We start from the raw sequence: 17,427 nt of genomic DNA on the forward strand, positions 1-17,427 counted from the left end.
AATGAACGTCTGGCACATTCGGACACCTGGTGGCTCGTATCGTCGGTGATCGGCTTGGTTATTCTTGGGGCCGGCGTCTGGTGGGCTGTGGCACGGCGTAAGCCGAAACACTAATTCGGTGTTTGAAAACCCGTTGGAGGATTCGGGCCCGTACGCTTATTCATGAGGCGTTCGGCTCCCGACAACCCTAAGATTGCGCATGCGAACCAGATACCGCCGGCAGGTCCAATTGGGCCGGCGACCACACTGGCTGCGATAGGCAAGATCACTTGACCGACTCGATTCCCCATCAGTCGCAGGGCGAGAGCAGGACTGCGCCAGGACCGCGGCACTGCCTGTGAAATCATCGTCATCGTAAGCGGCTGACCTAGACCAAGCGTAAACCCTCCGGCCGACATGAAGATAAAGGCAGCGACGATCCCTACGGTGCCAAGTGCCAGGGCTCCTGGTACAACGGCCAGGGTCACCGCTGAAATTAACAGCGAGACCAGCAATAAGAAATTGCGTGAGTATTTAGCCGACAACGGCCGAATAAACACCCGGGAGACAACCGAAGTCGCGCCGCGAACCGCAAGCAACGCTCCGATCACCAAGGGAGAGACGCCAGCCGACTCCCCGACCAGCGGCATGAATGCCACCAAAATATCTAGGATCGCCAGCAGGGCTAGTGCCGCAAGCATGTGCGAAGCGATACCAGGCTTTTTTAGAATGTTGATCATCGATGGTTTCTGGCCCGGCTCCGAAACGACGATCTCTTGGGTTTGTGTAATTGTTCGTGCGGGAGATGCGCGAAGGGCATAGAGAACGGGAACGGCCACAATCGAAGTGCCAGCTCCGATCCAGAGAGCTAAATTCACGCTGAATGCCAAGTCGTCTCCACTCGCCTGGGTCTCGGCCAGCGAGGTGTTCCCCAGGAGTAACCCTGAAAGCAGCGGCCCAAGCATTTGGCCAACGCTAAAGGACGCGGTAAACCAACCGAAGTTTGCGTCCATATCGGTGGCACGTGACCTTCGAGCTACCATGCTTTGACCACCGATAGTGAACATCAGGTGCCCGATGCCCAACACCGCAGAAGCGATCATCAGCTGCACGATGTGGTCCGTGAGTGCTAGATATGCTGCGCCGAGAGCAAGCACAACGATCCCCAGGGCCACAAAATTTCGTGGAGATCTGAGACGTCCCTGGAGCCTGCCGAAAGGTAACGCTAAAAACAGTGGGAGCAGCGCATAGGCAGCCGTTGCGATACCAATTTCTGTCTCGCCCCAGCCAAGTGAAATGAGCTTATAGCTGGTGACCGGTCGAACGAGATTCGCAGTTGTCTGAGTCAGCACACCTGCAGCGACCATTAACCAGAGCCACCCTGGTAATCCAGTACTGGACGTTTTTGTCATGTGTAGAAAGCGCATTCCTTATAGCTCTTGTGACCGGGGACGGCCTCAACCAACACTACCAACGTGGAGGCGCCACGGTTTGATGAGAGTGAGTTCTATTGGGAGTCGCAACGAGCGAGAATCATATAGGACTATCAGTAGTGTTATACGGGAGTACTACGCCGCGGAAGTGAAATCATCGCCGCATGCGAGTTCCTATTGAAGATCTTCGGTTGTTCAAACTATTAGGTGAAACCATGAATTTTCCGTACCAGCAGCGGACCACTATTCCCACACCGCAACCTGGGAACCCGTCACGTATGGCGGCCCAGGATTCACCACTCGGTGAGGAACTCTTTTTTATGGTGGAGCAAATCCATCATGAATTTCATACACGAATGCATACCGCTTTGACTGGAGTAGGCCTCGACGTACGTCAGTACACAACACTTGCGTTTATTGCGACAGGGACTGGTCGTGCCCAAAACGATTTAGCAACAATCCTTCATCTGGATCCATCTCAGGTGGTCAAGCTGACGAAAGCACTTGAAGCTGCCGGATTACTTACGCGTGATACGTCGTCGCAGGACCGTAGATCCAAGATGCTCCAGATCACCGATGAGGGCCAGGAGCTCTATACGCAAGCCACAGCACTGGTACGACAAGTACAAGAATCTTTGACCGCCGCACTATCACGGCGTGACCGAAAAGCCCTGGACTCTCTGCTGCACCGGATTCGTCCTCTGCCCTAGCACCGCAGTTGACAAGCGTGATTAAAGCAAAATTGTCAGGCTCCCAGCCTGACAATTTTGAACTCTAAGGCGTGCTGTTTAATCAGCACTCGATACGGTGTAGAGGCTCTTACTTGATTCATCGCCACCAGACTGCGAAGGCAAATAGTATTCTGGGTCGACCCACTTGTCGTTGATTTTGATTTCAAAGTGAATGTGCGGCCCGGTCGAGTTGCCTGTTGAACCTGCCAGTGCGATGGTTTCTCCCTGCCCCACAGTTTGTCCGACGCCAACATTGAGCTGGGAGTTGTGGCTGTAGGCAGTCACCACGCCGTTGCCGTGATCAATTTCTACGCGGTTACCACCGGTGCTGTGAACTCCTGCGAAGGTCACGGTGCCTGATTCGGCTGCTTTAACCGGGGTGCCTGACGGCACAGGGAAATCAGTTCCCACATGGAATTGTGTTCCACCGCCGGTCGGGTTGCCCCGCATTCCAAATGTCGAAGATGTTCTGGTCGAATCAGCGGGGAAGGTCAGCTGCAGGTTGCCAGGCAAAGATTTCATGGATCCGTTATCTGGATTCGTTGCCTCAGCAACGGCCAACTGGCCGGCCGCAACATCGCCTTCACCTTCCTGATGAAGGTGTCCGAGGCCGACCTGGGAGGCAGCCATCTCACTGGTCATCTTGGCAACGACTCGTTCATCTCCACCGCTTATCGCGGCAGGAATGGTCGTTGTCTGGCGTGGTGTTTCTGCAACTGATTCATCAATTCCGCTGGCATTTGCGGTGCCACCGAAGGCAAATAGCTCACCGTCACTCAATGCAGTGCCGCCAAAAGTAACGGCCATAGAGGACACTGCAACGGCAAGGCCTGTCGTCACGACGGTAGCTTTACGCCCACTCTTTTGGCTGCTGGATTCGCGCAGCGAGCGGCGTGAAGGAAATTCGGAAAATGTCATAAAAAAGTGCTCACCAGAAAGGGGAAATCAAAGATTGCTTCTCACATAGTAGCGTTATCAATTCGTTATATCCAATTGTGACCACTACGGCCATAGATATCGAAACGTTAGCTTGCCCTGCACAGAAGATATACGCTCCCGAAAAATCGGGTTAATGCTTCGAAAAGACCGAAGAGTGGAACCGACCCCGTTGCAAATCATGCAAGGTGGTTGGCTCAGCTTGTCTGTCCTGTCATGTGACCGATGTACATCGCCCGAAGGCTCGGCACATTTTCACTGGATAGCTATAGCGAATGCTCTCCAGCCCAGGACTTCGACATCCTCGTGACTCAATGGCGGTGGGTCCCCCGAGTGGCTCCTAAACAGCAGCATAGGGTAACTGAGGACACGCTTCGCCCAGAAGCGAAACAGGCCCCTGTCGAATGAATTCGCTGTCTTGAACATGGTTTGAGCCTAAGAGCAGCGCCATCGTGACACGGCGGTATCCCCGTAAATTGTGGATAACTCCCCCAAGTTTTCGAGATATCGACGCCTGGCTGTGGTTTGAGTTGTAAGATGTGCCCAATGCATCAGTCACAAACCTGACGCTGCGTTGCATACAAGGACGTGTGTGACGACTCTGAAGCGGTATTCCGCTGAGACAGCTCCACATCCCGGAGCGACTATGAATTTGAACCCGGGTCACCGCCCGGGCCTTCGTATGTGTAAACCGCAATGGTGCCGTACTACGGAAGTGCGAATCGCATTGCGGATATGGATAAGAGAGCCATGACAGAAGTTCAAACAGATCATCGTACCGAAATCGACCTCATCGGCACGGTCGAGCTACCTGCCGACGCGTATTACGGTGTCAACACTGTTCGTGCGGCAGAAAATTTTCAGCTGTCGTCGACACGACTCAACCAGTTCCCTGAGCTGATTGCGGCGCTAGCCATTATTAAACAGGCTGCGGCCGCAGCGAACCGTGATGTCGGTGCACTGGATGCAACGATTGCCGGTGCCATTATTGAAGCATCGAAGGAAATAGCTTCCGGTCAACTGCACGAGCAGTTTATTTTGGACATGATTCAGGGTGGCGCTGGCACCTCCACCAATATGAATGCGAATGAAGTGATCGCCAACCGTGCGCTCGAGCAAATGGGTCATTCCAAAGGCGATTACGAGGTTCTGCATCCGCTGAACCACGTGAACATGGGACAGTCGACCAATGATGTCTACCCCTCAGCGCTAAAACTCGCGCTGCATCAGATGACCGGCGACCTACTGAACAGCTTGGCTGTCCTCAAGGAATCACTGCAGTCCAAAGCCAAAGAATTCAACAGCACCGTGAAAATGGGTCGCACCCAGATGCAGATTGCTGTCCCCATGTCCCTGGGCCAAGAATTCGGCGCCTGGGCCGTGATGATCGAACGTGCTGAAACCGGACTGCAACGCGTCCGCTTCGATCTGCTAGAACTCAACCTGGGCGGTACAGCAATTGGCACCGGGATCAACGCAAACGAGGGCTACCGCGAGCGCGCCATCGAACACCTGCGGGAGATCACCGGACTTAACGGCATTGCTTCAGCATCGAATCTGATTGCCGCAACCGCTGATACCCAAATCTTTGTGGATCTATCTGGTGCGCTCAAACGTGCCGCGACTACGATGTCAAAGATCGCCAATGACCTCCGACTCTTGTCCTCCGGTCCTTCCGGTGGTTTCGGCGAAGTCAATTTGCCAGCCCGTCAGGCAGGTTCGTCCATCATGCCTGGCAAGGTCAACCCGGTGATCCCCGAAGCGGTAAACCAGGTCGCGTTCCAGGTAGCTGGACACGACACTGCCATCACCATGGCATCTGAAGCCGGTCAGTTGGAACTGAACCCATTTGAGCCAATCATGGCCCGTGGTCTCTTTGATTCGATTATGACCTTGAGCAATGCTGCCACGATGTTTGCTGAAAAGTGCATTGACGGCATCACTGCCAATGCAGAACTGATGCGCGACGTCGTTGAAGGATCTGCCGGTCTGGCCACCGTCTTCTCTCCGGTTGTTGGATATAAAGCTGCAACCGCGCTAGCCGTTGAAGCCAATACTACTGGCGCAAAGGTCACCGACCTTGCCGTGGACAAGGGCCTGCTGTCCAAAATGCAGGTCCAGCAGTTGATCAACGATGCACTAGAGATTTAGGCGAAGAGTTCCGGGGCGTTCATAATGATCACCCCGGAGACCATGACGACCAGTCCAATCACTTGCAGTGGTTGGACTGGTTTTTTTGGTGCAGACAACAGCCCAAAATGATCTACTGCCAGTGATCCAGCAATAATGCCCGTTTGGATGACAATGACGGTTGCGGCCGAGCCAATCAGCGGTGCCAAAAACGCAACACCAGTCACGTACATGGCACCCAGTACACCGCCCAACCACATCCACCACGGGTTTTTGCGCTGACCGGTGGGGACAGTAATCCGCAACGATGGCCGGGTAATAACCAGCAGGATAAGCAACGCGATGGTTCCGACCACGAAGGAAATGAACCCTGCATGGATGGCCGAACCCAGCACGTTCGTCAGCTGGCCATTAACGGCAACTTGGATGCCAAAGCAGATGCCGACGCCCAGCCCCACCAAGTACCAGATGGGTGACGGCGAGGCATGATTGAGCCGCGGCCTTCGGTAGCCGCCGACAACAGCCAGCAGCGCAGCCGACAAAACAATCAACGCTCCGACCAACCGCCATGCGCTGGCTTCGTAGATTTCAACACCAAACCACCCGAACTGATCAATGGTCATGGTGGTGATGACTTGCGCGGTGAGATTCAACGCCGTCGAATATAAAGCCCCGATAATCGGCAAAAGCAAGACCGTCGTGGTCATAGCGACGACTCCGACGAGTCCGCCGATCCACAACCAGCCGGGCTGGGTGGCCAAGTGATTACTGTCGAAACCAATGGTGCCAACGGTTGCCCAGGTGAGAATCGCCAAACACAGGGTGCCGACCAGAAACGAAATGGTGGCCATAACCCAGGGCGAAGCGACCGCTGAGCGTAGCCGGTTATTGATCGCAGATTGCGATGGCATCAGGACGCCTACCGCCAAACCTAGCAGCCCATACAGCAACACATACTCCAATGGTAGAGAAAACTACCCATAGCCTAGTCGGAACCTAGATGGCTCGCCCCGGCGTGAGAATATTGTGCGGATCAAGGGCCTGTTTAATGCTGCGTTGGGTATCCAGCACGGCCTGGCTCAGCTGTATTGGCAGTTCATGGTGTTTGACGGCCCCGATACCGTGTTCGCCGGTGAGCGTTCCGCCCAGTGAGACGGCTAACCGACCGATATCATCAAGCACCCGTTCAGCTGCCTCATGTTCCTCGGGCGTATCTTCAGCTTCGACGGTTGGATGTAGGTTGCCGTCTCCGGCGTGGGCGACAAAGGTGATGGCTCGACCGTGTTGCTCGGCCAACGCTTCGATACCGCGGAACATGTTGGCAAGTTCGCCGACTGGCACACCGACGTCACAGGATACTCGCAACCCGCGCGCGGTGAGCGCCGGGTTGGCGAGACGGCGGGCTTCAAGCAGTGTGTCGTCTTGAGCGACCGTGACTTCGACTGCGCCGTGCTGCTCACAGAGCTGAGTAATTTGGTGAGCGATCTGCTCGGCCTCGTGGCCAACGGTTTGGCCGATCAGCACCGCGGCTTTTGGGACGGCCAAACCCGATGGGTAAAATTCTTCGACTGTTTGAACACTGTGAGCGTCCATAAGTTCGAGCACTTCTGGTTGGGCTTCACCATTGACGATCGCGGTGACAGCTTCACCGGCGGACTGAATATCATCGAAGCTCGCGCGGAAGGTACGCGGTCTACCCGGCGGCACAGGTTTGAGCCGTACAGTGGCCGAAGTGATGATGCCCAGGGTGCCTTCGGATCCTACAAATAAACTGGTCAGGTCCAGACCGGCAACATTTTTACGAGTTCGTGCACCCGTATCGAGCACTGTGCCATCAGCTAGGACGACCTCGAGTGCGGCAACGGCATCACGGGTAACGCCGTGAGCAATGCACCTAAGACCGCCAGCATTCGTAGCGATATTGCCGCCGACCGTAGAAATCTCCACACTCGCTGGATCCGGTGGGAAAAATAAGCCGTGTTCTCGGACCGCCCTATCCAGGTCAGCTGTGATCACTCCGGCTTCGACCACGGCTAAGCGATTGACCGGATCAATCTCACGGATCGTGTTGCATCGTTCAAGAGAAATGACCAGGCCGTTGGCGTACCCAACGGCTCCCCCGGCCAAACCAGTGCCTGCACCGCGGACCGATACCGCGATCCGATGCCGATGGGCCCATGCCAGGGCAGTGGAAACCTCTGCGGTACTGCTAGCCAGGACTACGGCAAGTGGCGGCCCGGTAGGAAAATACCGGGAACTGTCTTTGGCCGTGCGCTCAAGATCTGGCCCTTCGGTCACTACGGCAGCACCCAGAAGCTCGATCAGTTCGGCGAGCGCTTGGTTCTGCGTCCGTGTTTCAGCTGGCATGGAAGTCCTCTTGTTGGGTAGAAACATCAAGTATTGGCCACATAGCGACCGTACCGTGACCTATCACACGACCAGAATATTACAGTTCTGCGGGTAAGCGTCGTATTCCTCACGCCGCAGAACCTTCGATACGACCTAGTTTCAGTCCGTCGATAAGACGAGTAGTATATCTTCCAAGAGTTTTTGTGTCGTTGCCAAGCACTGTGTATTGCATGACGTCTGCGGTAGTCGGCACGATATTTTTTGCGCGCATTTCATTAGCTCAACATCAATTCGCGCTCGATGAGACGGCTACATAAGGGAGGAATAGCCTGATGGCTCATGGGTCACGGTGGATTACCCCGGCCGAAACTGAACCAACACAACGGGTGTGGATGAACTTCCCGCGCGCTGGCACCCAGAACATGCCCGCCCTGTGGAAGCTCTCCGCCGGCCGTCGTGCCTGGACCCGGTTGGCCGAGACCATCAATCGTCACGTACCGGTCACGCTGCTCGTCGATCCGGACGATCAGCGCACCGTGTCTTCCTTCGTGTATTCCGACGTCGACTCCATGATTATTCCGTTCAATAATGCGCTGCTACGCCGCACTGGTCCCACGATGGTGGCCTCACGCCGTCCACAACCCAACGCCGGTCGTCGTCCACGCCGGGTGTTAGGCATGGTGGATTTCACGTTTAATGGTTTCGGCCGCCTACCCGGTGTCGACTACGGTCTCGACGACACATTGACCGGTACCCTGCTGGGACTCGTCGACTCCTCGTCGGGGATGACCGAGCGGGTATTTTCCATGATGGTCTCCGAAGGCGGCTCCTGGGTAACCGACGGCAATGGAACTGCGATCGCGTCCGAAGCTATCCTGACCGACCAACGTCGCAATCCTGGTTGGTCCACCACCACCGTCGAACGGGAACTGCGCCGTAATGTGGGCGTCGATCACTTCATCTGGTTACCCCGTGGCCTGACCCAGGGCGCGGCGCCGGAGGGCTGGGGTGGCTACATCGACCAGCTCGTGGCCTTCCACTCACCGGGGCGGGTGTTGCTGCACAATCAGTCGGACCCATCCCACCCTGATCATGAAGTCACCAATCAGACACGCGAGATTCTTCAGCAGGCCACTGACGCGCATGGCAATTCTCTGGACATCATTGAGATACCTGCCCCGCAGGCGCATTCGGATATGCGCGGCCCGGTCAATTGGTCCTACCTCGATTACCTGGTGCTCAACGACGTCATCATTGCACCTCGATTCGTCGATCCCCATGATGCGCAAGCCCACGAACTGTTGGGCAAGCTCTACCCAGACCATCAGATTGTGCCATTCATGGCCCAGGATCTGTTTGATCACGGTGCCTCGATTCGCGCTATCACACTGCCACAACCCCAGGTCAGCAGCAGACGCTAAGAATCAGCCAGCGGCCACAAATTGCCCTCGAACCGAAGAAACCGCACTGTAGTGCCGCTACAGTAGATCTTAGGACGAGGTAAAGGAGCGCAGTGGCTGCACAGAAAATGACGGGAACTCAGCGATCCATCCTGGTGGTCGTACTCGTTCCGGTCTTCATGTCGCTGCTGTCGATCTCCTCGATCAACGTTGTCCTGCCAGCCGTTCAGACGTCACTTGCGGCCCCCACCAGCCAAATTCAGTGGGTATTATCCGGCTATACACTCGCCTTCGGGGTGTTACTAGTCGCCGGCGGACGTGCCGGTGACACATTTGGTCGGGGCAAGATCTTTGTCGCCGGGCTGGCGCTCTTCGGTCTCGGATCGCTCATTGCCGGACTCGCGCTCAACGGTCCCATGCTAATCGCAGCCCGGATTATCACCGGGTTCGGGTCCGGACTGCTGAACCCCCAAACAGTTGGGTTCATTCAACAATTCTTCGAGGGGCCCGGCCGCGCACGTGCCTTCGCCTCTTTCGGCTCCGTCGTTGGGGTCTCCGTGGCCATCGGGCCGGTGCTAGGAGGCGGGCTCATCGCACTGCTCGGCCAAGATTGGGGTTGGCGTTGGACCTTCTTGGTCAACGTCCCCATTGCCGCGGCTGCCATGTGGTCGGCCTACCGCAACTTCCCCACCGCGGCGTGGCAACGTTTTGTGCCCGAGGGCATGGACGTTACGCACCATAAACCAGACCTTGATCCCGTTGGCACCACCACCTTCACCGTGGGGACCCTGCTGGTGATGTGGACCTTTTTGGAACTCGATAAGGGCGGCATCTATTTCCTCATGTTGCCCATCGGCGTCATCATTCTGGCCTGGTGGGTCTGGTGGGAACGCCGCTATAAGCGCCGCGGTGGCGACCCGATGGTCGACATGGCGCTGTTCAAGAACCGGTCGTATCGCAACGGCACCCTGCTGATCGGTCTCTTCTTCACCGGATCCACATCGGTGTGGGTCACGGTCGCGATCTTTCTACAAACCGGACACGGCATATCCGCGCTGCTCGCCGCACTGGTGGGCTTGCCCTCGGCCGTAGCCACTTCCATTTCCTCGCAGATCGCCGGCCGCTTTGTGCTGCGGGCTGGACGCGCCATGGTTGCGTGGGGCATGAGCATCACGCTCACCGCGCTGGCCTCATCCATGTTTGTGGTGTTGGGCGTGCACTTCTGGGGCTGGTCAGTATGGTGGCTCGTCTTGACCTTGGCGCTCATGGGCGTGGGCCAGGGCTTTATCATCTCCCCAAACCAGACGCTATCGCTGATCGAAGTCCCCGCACATGTTTCCGGTGTCGCCGGCGGTGTCATGCAGACCGGCCAACGCGTGGGCACCTCGGTTGGTACCGCCCTGATCACCTCAATGCTGTTCGGAGTAGCAGCAGCCTACTCGTGGAACTGGGCGTTTGTGGCAGCCTTCGGCACGATCATGGTGATGGTCGTGGCCGCGCTGATCGTCGCCGTCGTCGACATTCTCGGAACCCGCCGCGTCCAGGCCGCTGTGCCGCAAGGCCACGAAGCCAAATAGCGTCACACAGCTACACCGTTCCTAGAGCCGCCACGCGCATGCGGTAGGTTGGGAGCGTCGACAGGGGAGCAGCCCAAACACGCTGCTGAGAGTGCAAAAGCAGACCCTCGAACCTGAATCCAGCTCATACTGGCGGAGGAAGTCGTAACTCTCCACGCACCGCGTGCCCTCCTAGTAACACTGGAGGAACCATGAAGAAATCGTTACCGCTATTGGTCGCCAGCGCGCTGGCACTCACCGGTTGTTCTATTGCCGATCAGGCCCCGGATAGCGCTGAAGAAAGCACGCCCACGGTCACCATCATGACCCACGATTCCTTCAATGTGCCCGAAGAACTCGTTGCCGCCTTCGAAGAAGAGTCCGGGTACTCGGTCTCCACCACGTCTCCCGGTGATGCTGTTGCGGTACTGAATCAGCTGATCCTGCAGCAGGACAACCCCACGGTCGACGCCGTCTATGGCATCGACAGTTACTCGACAACGGAATTGCTGAACCAGAACATGCTCACCACCCACGACGCCGAACTGGGCTCAGCAGAACAGTACACCGTGGACTCCGACACCGAGGGCCACCTGGCTCCGATCGACCATGGCCAAGTTTGCGTCAACATCGACAACGAATGGTTCGACGACGAAGGCCTGGCACCACCCGAAACCCTGGATGACCTCACCGACCCGGCCTACGAGGGACTCTTCGTCACCACCGACCCCACCACGTCATCGCCCGGTCTCGCATTTCTGGTCGCCACCATTAGCAACCAAGCAGACTGGCAACAATACTGGCAAGACCTCTTGGCCAACGGCACCAAGATTGCCGGCAGCTGGTCGGATGCCTACTACTCGGACTTCACCTCGACCGGCGACGGCGACTACCCACTGGTACTGTCCTACTCCTCCTCGCCGTCTGCCGAAGAGGGCCGAACCTCCTCGGCCCTGGACACCTGTACCGAACAAGTCGAATACGCCGGTGTGGTCGACAACGCCGCCAATCCGGAGGGCGCCAAGGCCTTCATCGAATTCATGTTGGACACCGATTTCCAAACCTCACTGCCCGAGGAAATGTACATGTACCCGGTCGATGATGCAGTGGCCGTTCCCGAGGCATGGGAACAACACGCCGAACTCGCCGACGAGCCACTGACCGCCGATCTCACCGAAGTCGCCGAAAACCGTGAAGCATGGTTGAACACCTGGACCGAACTTTACGAGAACGCCAACTCGTGACACTGCGCATCGGATGGGGCGTGGCGCTGATCGCCGTCGTCACGTTCCTTGCCATTTTCTTCGCGTGGCCGGTTAGCGCCATGCTGCTGCGCGGAATCCTGGACGACGCCGGAGCGCTTGATCTCAGTGCCTTCGGTGAAGTCCTGGCCGCGCCGCGCACCTGGCACATCGTAGGCCACACGCTCACCATGGCCGTGCTCGGCACTGCAGGTTCGGTGGTGTTCGGTCTTCCTGCGGCCTACATTCTCTACCGCACTGACTTTCCGGGGCGAACCGTACTGCGCTCGATCACCCTGGTGCCCTTCGTATTGCCGACCGTCGTCGTCGGTGTTGCCTTCCGCGCGCTGCTCGGGTCCAACGGGCCGCTGGGGTTCCTTGGTTTGGATCAAACCACCGGCGCCGTTGTGGCCGCCCTGGTGTTCTTCAACATCAGCCTCATCGCCCGACAGGTTGGCGGGCTGTGGCAAATGCTTGATCCGCGCACGGTTGAGGCCGCTCGCAGTCTGGGGGCGTCTCGGGCACGAGCCTTTTGGACCATCACCCGCCCGGCGCTCACCCCCGCGATCGGCGCCTCGGCCGGCCTGGTATTCCTCTACTGCTCCACCGCCTACTCACTGGTGCGCACGTTAGGCTCCCCGGGTGTTGGCACGTTAGAAACCGAAGTCTTTCGGCAAACACAAACCTTCCTAGATCTGCGCACCGCGGCCGTCTTCTCGGCACTGCAGGTGGTTTTTGTGCTGGCCTCGGTCTGGTTGACCCAGCGCCTCTCCCACCGCGCCACCACGGCCCTGCGCCTCCAACACCCGGTGCGCCAACCGCTGACCCGCACTGACTGGTTCCCCCTCACCGCCACGATGTTCGCGGTGGTCGTCATCATTTTGCTGCCGATGGTCACGCTGGTGGAGCGTTCACTGATCACCGACGACGGTTACGGCCTCGACAATTACCGGTTGCTGGTCACGTCCTCGGGTTCCGGCTTCGCCGGCGGCACCACCGCGGCCCAAGCGCTGGAACACTCACTCAAAATTGCCCTGGACGCCACGATCATTACCCTGATCGCCGCAATGCTCATATCGCTGATCATTACCCGGGATGCCAAACACCCCATACTCGCCCGCGGCCAACGGTTCCTCGATACCTTCATCATGCTGCCCATGGGCGTCTCATCGGTGACAATCGGTTTCGGTTTTCTGGTTTCCATCCACGCCGTCAATCCTGCGCTGGGCCAATCCGGTGTGCTGGTCCCCCTGGCCCAGGCCGTCGTCGCACTGCCCCTGGTCGTGCGCACGTTGGTCCCCGTGCTCGCCGCTGTCGACCCGAAACAACGCCAAGCCGCCGCCGTCCTGGGCGCCCCTCCAGCTCGCGTCTTGCGAACCATTGACGGCCCGTATCTGCTGCGCGCCATGGGGCTGGCCGCCGGCCTGAGCTTCTCGGTAGCACTGGGAGAATTCGGTGCCACCAGTTTCTTGGCTTCCCCCGACTATCAAACCCTGCCCGTCTACATCGTCCGGCTGCTCAACCGCCCCGGTGCCGATAATTTCGGCATGGCGCTTGCCGCAGCAGTCGTGCTGGGCATCGTCGCCTCGATAGCATTACTACTGGGTGACCGCATCCGCCCGCGCCTCAGGAGGTCCGCATGAACGCCATTGACCTAACGAACATTCACCTGCACTATGGCACCGGCCGTGAGATAGGTGAGGCCGTCTTGAGCGGGGCCGATCTCCGCGTCGCCGACGGGGAAATCGTTGGTCTTCTGGGTGCTTCCGGAGCCGGGAAGTCCACGCTATTACGCGTCATCGCAGGACTACAGCCACCTTCGTCCGGAACCGTCGTCGTAGCTGGCAAAACCACCGACGACGACGGTATGCGTCCGGTGCCACCGCATCTGCGAGACTGCACCATGGTCTTTCAGGACGCCCAACTGTTCCCGCACCGCACCGTGGCCGCCAATGTGGCCTATGGCCTAGAAGCCGCCAAAGTCCCGCGTGCCCAACGCCGTCAACGCGTCACCGAGGTCTTAGATATGGTGCAGATCTCCGAGTTGGCTGACCGTGCAGTAACAGCACTCTCCGGTGGGCAAGCCCAGCGAGTTGCGTTAGCCAGATGTTTGGTACTGAATCCGGCCGTGATTCTATTTGATGAACCCTTATCGGCGTTGGATCGCGGGTTGCGGCAAACTCTGGCCGTGGACATCCGAAAGCTTTTGAAGCAGACCGGCACCTCAGCCATCTATGTAACGCATGATCCCGGCGAAGCAACCACGCTTGCCGACCGGATCGCTGTGGTCGAAGATGGCAAAATCCTAGAACTCGGGCTGGTCGGTGAGTTGGATAGTTCCACACTGACTACATCGGTGACCCGCCTCTTGGGCGATATCGGTGAGGTGTCTGGAACCGTCACCGCCGTCGCTGAACAGTCCACCACGATCGCACTCGTCGATCAGCATGTGGTGCTGCCCGGACGGCATGGGTCCATCGGTGACACCGTGATGGTTCAACTACGCCGCTAACGTGCTGTACCCCTCCCGCGGCATGCCATAAAGGTTCGGGCGCACTACATCGTGGGGCGACACTCCTGTGGAAATCTTTGGTCCCCGAGGTCAGGTTATCCACAAAAACATCGACACGCAGTGACACTCCAGCACAGACATGGTATCCGAACATAAAAACATATTAGCCCCCTTAAAGATAACATAAAGGTGGTCAAAAATGTTGTGTTATGTCTCACGGCGAGGTAGAATAGTGGGAATACGCCATCACGTTTCACATTCCCTTTTTATTCTTTTCCGAGGTCACTGCTCCCCTATTTTCCTTCCTGTGCTGAGAGGATGCTCATCGTGGATCGCCCTGAAATCTTGCCGCCGATTGGCCTTCCTGTGTCCACGAATATCGTTGACCTCCAGGCCGCGGATGACGCTTCCATCGGGGAAATCATTCATGCAGCCACCACGCTCAGTAAGCTCGCTTCCGATCGCATGGCTGATCCAGCCACTTTTTATGAGTTGGCAACCTTCACCCAATCTGGCGGTGCCGACTGGTCCGGTTTGCAAGGCCGGAAGCAGGTCACCGATGAAACCGAGGGCAACTGCAATGACGCGGTAGTGCCACCGCCGACCCCTACGCCGCCGGAGAACTACTGCGATACATTGCCCGCTATCGGAACAATGTTTACCCAGCTCACTCGAACGCACGACGTCATGATGGCGAACTACGCCGGCATGGTGGAATCGGTAATGCGTGACCAGATCAAGTACCTGGGTGCGACGCACGCCGAAACCTCATTTCGTGATGGTCGACAGTACCTGCGCGATACTATGAAGCTCTCGTCCCACGTTGCCCAGCGACACCTCGATCGCGCCGCATACTTTACTACTCGCCCAAGTACTAACCCACAGCAACAAACGACTCAACCGATCTTTCCAAGATTGGCTGAGTCATTCGCAGCGGGCAGACTCCCCGATGAGAACGCCGATCGTTTGGTGGGGATGGATAAAGATCTCATCAAATACGCCAAAGAATCCGGCAAGACCACCGAGTTCAAAGATCACATTATGCATGCCTTTGAGCACGGCTTGGTCGAAGCAGGAGAGGCGGCCAGTCCCGAAGAACTGAGTCAGCAGAAACGCCGGTGGATGGACCGTATCGCACATGAAATCAGCCCCGATGGACCGTCACCTGCACAGGTACTCGCCAAACAAGCCGATAACGCTCTGAAGACTCGTGGGCAGCCTGATGGTAGTGGCAGGATCTGGATGGACGCGACGCCCGAGGTCTACGCCAAATTCAAGAATTTCATTCTGCATCAATCTAACTTCAACGGTAAGGCTCCCGTTATTTCGCCAGAGCTCGCCGAGCTACTGAATACCGATACCACTCCAGACCTGAACAGCGCCGTTCCGGTAGACAACCCGGCTGAGATTGTCGGCGAGGATTCCGACGGTCGCCCAGTCTCCGCAGGATATATGGCGCTCGTCGACTCGATGACGCATGGCCAAAAACTCGGAGCAATACTCATCGGCATGCTCAACACGATCCTGAGTATGGATCCTGCAGAAATCGGAATCAAGAAAAGTCATGGAGCATCAGCTCAGCTAGTGGTCGTGCAAGATATCGAGACCGCCTACAAAACTCTTGGCTATCAACCACTCCCACCAGATGCCCAGCGGCCGCCTGGCCCAGATGGGGTGTCACCACCGGTGATCAAACGACCCAACCCGGACAGACAGGAAACACCCAACCGGGATGATCCTGGAAGAGACTTCGACGAGCACGTCAGTTCAGTCCCCTGGACGCCATTTGAATCTGAAGTGATCAACTCCGGGCCTATACACCCGGCTGACGCCCAAATTCTCGCTTGCAACGCAGAAATCGTGGCACAAATACGCAACGGACCAGATATCGTCTTGCGACAACAACGAACGCAACGATTATTCACGCCCGGCCAACGCCGCGCCATACTCACTCGTGACCGCGGGTGCCAGGCTCCGGGCTGTACGGTACCGGCCGCCTATTGCGACATACACCATATCGTTGCGTGGCATACCGGCGGATACACCGACGAAACCAATGCCATCACCTTGTGTTCACGGCACCATACGGCAGTGCATCTTGGTAAATGGACGATCAGAAAAGCCGGCGGTTTGACGTTCCTCCAACCAGCTCCCTGGCTCGATCCATCTCAGCCATTGTTACGCAACGCCTACTGGAATGTCTGACACAGCGACCCTACGAATCGTCCTCGATACCCTCAGTCATATCGCCAAGGTCCACGGGGCTATCATCGAACAGTGCCCGAATATCTTCCGCCGTGACGTTTGAAGCAAACGCGGTATCGTCCTCGGTCAGCGCGGCAAACATTTCAATCTTCTGCTGCTGCAACGCCAAGACTTTCTCTTCGATTGAGCCCTTCGACACCATTCGATAAACCATCACGTTCTTATCCTGACCAATACGGTGCGCACGGTCTACAGCCTGTGCTTCGACCGCAGGGTTCCACCATGGATCTAACAGGAACACGTAATCGGCCTCGGTCAATGTGAGACCAAACCCGCCAGCCCGCAAGGAAATTAAGAACACCGGAGCGTCACCAGCACGGAACTGCTCAACCGCTTCCCCACGATTTCGTGTCGAGCCATCCAAATACGCGTAGTCAATATCGCGCTGATCCAACTGCTCGCCGAGTCGTCCAAGGAAGGACGTGAACTGCGAAAAGATCAACACACGGTGACCCTCAGGCAGAATCTCAGTCAACCGCGACATCAGCTCATTCAGCTTCGACGACGGCACATGCGCATACTGGTCATCAACAATCGACGGATCCAACGCCAACATCCGAAGCAACGTCAACGAACGGAAAATCGAGATCCGGTTCGAATCCATATCTGCTACGAGATTCAGCACATTCTTCCGCTCGCGTTGCAGAATCTGCTGATACAACTGCTCGTGCTCACGCTCCATCTGCACCTGCAGCACCATTTCCTGCTTCTCAGGAAGTTCAGCGGCAACAGATTCCTTCGTACGACGCAGCATGAACGGCCGAATCTTCGTCCGCAACTTCGTCATCGCCTCACGAGAACGCGTCTGACGTTGCACCTGAGTCTCGACGCCATCGGTCTTGCCCGGTTCAGTGCGAGCAACACGCTGGCCGGCTTCAATAGGACGCAAATAATC

13 protein-coding genes and 1 riboswitch are annotated in these 17,427 nt (G+C 57.2%); of the genes, 8 read left to right on the top strand and 5 right to left on the bottom strand.

Annotation, left to right across the window (positions count from 1 at the left end; genetic code table 11):
- Positions 1 to 110: 110 nt before the first annotated feature.
- On the bottom strand, positions 111 to 1,391 hold the full coding sequence (locus tag L0H14_RS08485) for an MFS transporter (protein ID WP_301421654.1): 1,281 nt from the start codon (positions 1,389 to 1,391) through the stop codon (positions 111 to 113).
- 236 nt (positions 1,392 to 1,627) lie between these two features.
- Here L0H14_RS08485 and L0H14_RS08490 point away from each other — a divergent pair, with 236 nt between their 5' ends.
- Positions 1,628 to 2,122, top strand: a complete 495-nt coding sequence (locus tag L0H14_RS08490; RefSeq protein WP_301419578.1) for a MarR family winged helix-turn-helix transcriptional regulator — start codon at positions 1,628 to 1,630, stop codon at positions 2,120 to 2,122.
- Between the two features lie 78 nt (positions 2,123 to 2,200).
- Here the strand turns inward: L0H14_RS08490 and L0H14_RS08495 are convergent, their stop codons facing one another.
- The gene (locus tag L0H14_RS08495) at positions 2,201 to 3,061 is read right to left on the bottom strand and encodes a M23 family metallopeptidase (RefSeq protein ID WP_301419579.1); all 861 of its coding nucleotides are present in this window, start codon (positions 3,059 to 3,061) and stop codon (positions 2,201 to 2,203) included.
- A gap of 768 nt (positions 3,062 to 3,829) precedes the next feature.
- Between L0H14_RS08495 and L0H14_RS08500 the strand changes: the two genes are divergently transcribed.
- Positions 3,830 to 5,230: an aspartate ammonia-lyase gene (locus L0H14_RS08500; RefSeq protein ID WP_301419580.1), complete on the top strand. Its 1,401-nt coding sequence runs from the start codon at positions 3,830 to 3,832 to the stop codon at positions 5,228 to 5,230.
- On the opposite strand, the gene L0H14_RS08505 is transcribed toward L0H14_RS08500, so the two are convergent.
- Together L0H14_RS08505 and L0H14_RS08510 are read right to left on the bottom strand one after the other, a co-directional pair.
- Entirely contained in the window at positions 5,227 to 6,162 is a 936-nt protein-coding gene (locus L0H14_RS08505) for a DMT family transporter (RefSeq protein WP_301421655.1), read from the bottom strand. The two genes, L0H14_RS08500 and L0H14_RS08505, sit on opposite strands and share 4 nt — an antisense overlap.
- Before the next feature lie 43 nt (positions 6,163 to 6,205).
- Complete coding sequence (locus L0H14_RS08510; RefSeq protein ID WP_301421657.1) at positions 6,206 to 7,576, bottom strand: FAD-binding oxidoreductase; 1,371 nt, start codon at positions 7,574 to 7,576, stop codon at positions 6,206 to 6,208.
- Between the two features lie 314 nt (positions 7,577 to 7,890).
- Between L0H14_RS08510 and L0H14_RS08515 the strand changes: the two genes are divergently transcribed.
- The 6 genes from L0H14_RS08515 to L0H14_RS08540 all read left to right on the top strand — a co-directional run bounded on the left by L0H14_RS08515 (position 7,891) and on the right by L0H14_RS08540 (position 16,472).
- Positions 7,891 to 8,979: an agmatine/peptidylarginine deiminase gene (locus L0H14_RS08515; protein WP_301421659.1), complete on the top strand. Its 1,089-nt coding sequence runs from the start codon at positions 7,891 to 7,893 to the stop codon at positions 8,977 to 8,979.
- A gap of 92 nt (positions 8,980 to 9,071) precedes the next feature.
- Positions 9,072 to 10,535, top strand: coding sequence for an MFS transporter (locus L0H14_RS08520; protein WP_301419462.1), 1,464 nt, complete (start codon positions 9,072 to 9,074; stop codon positions 10,533 to 10,535).
- 52 nt (positions 10,536 to 10,587) lie between these two features.
- Positions 10,588 to 10,693, top strand: a riboswitch (TPP riboswitch).
- A 33-nt stretch (positions 10,694 to 10,726) separates the two neighbouring features.
- Positions 10,727 to 11,758 (top strand): thiamine ABC transporter substrate binding subunit, encoded by a 1,032-nt coding sequence (locus L0H14_RS08525; RefSeq protein WP_301421660.1) that lies wholly within the window; start codon positions 10,727 to 10,729, stop codon positions 11,756 to 11,758.
- The gene (locus L0H14_RS08530; protein WP_301421661.1) at positions 11,713 to 13,398 is read left to right on the top strand and encodes an iron ABC transporter permease; all 1,686 of its coding nucleotides are present in this window, start codon (positions 11,713 to 11,715) and stop codon (positions 13,396 to 13,398) included. The genes L0H14_RS08525 and L0H14_RS08530 overlap by 46 nt, the downstream gene beginning before the upstream one ends.
- Positions 13,395 to 14,267 carry an ABC transporter ATP-binding protein gene (locus L0H14_RS08535; protein ID WP_301419465.1) on the top strand — a complete coding sequence of 291 codons (873 nt, stop codon included), beginning with the start codon at positions 13,395 to 13,397 and terminating at the stop codon, positions 14,265 to 14,267. The genes L0H14_RS08530 and L0H14_RS08535 overlap by 4 nt, the downstream gene beginning before the upstream one ends.
- Before the next feature lie 327 nt (positions 14,268 to 14,594).
- Positions 14,595 to 16,472: an HNH endonuclease signature motif containing protein gene (locus L0H14_RS08540; protein WP_301419466.1), complete on the top strand. Its 1,878-nt coding sequence runs from the start codon at positions 14,595 to 14,597 to the stop codon at positions 16,470 to 16,472.
- Positions 16,473 to 16,482: 10 nt separating this feature from the next.
- Here L0H14_RS08540 and L0H14_RS08545 read toward each other — a convergent pair.
- A partial coding sequence (locus tag L0H14_RS08545) for a DEAD/DEAH box helicase (protein ID WP_301421662.1) occupies positions 16,483 to 17,427 on the bottom strand: 945 nt, incomplete at its 5' end.

Origin of the sequence: Yaniella sp., from assembly GCF_030453185.1 — a bacterium.
Lineage (GTDB): Bacteria > Actinomycetota > Actinomycetes > Actinomycetales > Micrococcaceae > Yaniella.

Coding starts and splice junctions, on each gene's coding strand:
- L0H14_RS08495 (WP_301419579.1), bottom strand. CDS start 3,061: ATGACATTTTCCGAATTTCCTTCACGCCGCTCGCTGCGCGAATCCAGC.
- L0H14_RS08535 (WP_301419465.1), top strand. CDS start 13,395: ATGAACGCCATTGACCTAACGAACATTCACCTGCACTATGGCACCGGC.
- L0H14_RS08490 (WP_301419578.1), top strand. CDS start 1,628: ATGAATTTTCCGTACCAGCAGCGGACCACTATTCCCACACCGCAACCT.
- L0H14_RS08530 (WP_301421661.1), top strand. CDS start 11,713: ATGGTTGAACACCTGGACCGAACTTTACGAGAACGCCAACTCGTGACA.
- L0H14_RS08525 (WP_301421660.1), top strand. CDS start 10,727: ATGAAGAAATCGTTACCGCTATTGGTCGCCAGCGCGCTGGCACTCACC.
- L0H14_RS08485 (WP_301421654.1), bottom strand. CDS start 1,391: ATGACAAAAACGTCCAGTACTGGATTACCAGGGTGGCTCTGGTTAATG.
- L0H14_RS08500 (WP_301419580.1), top strand. CDS start 3,830: ATGACAGAAGTTCAAACAGATCATCGTACCGAAATCGACCTCATCGGC.
- L0H14_RS08515 (WP_301421659.1), top strand. CDS start 7,891: ATGGCTCATGGGTCACGGTGGATTACCCCGGCCGAAACTGAACCAACA.
- L0H14_RS08510 (WP_301421657.1), bottom strand. CDS start 7,576: ATGCCAGCTGAAACACGGACGCAGAACCAAGCGCTCGCCGAACTGATC.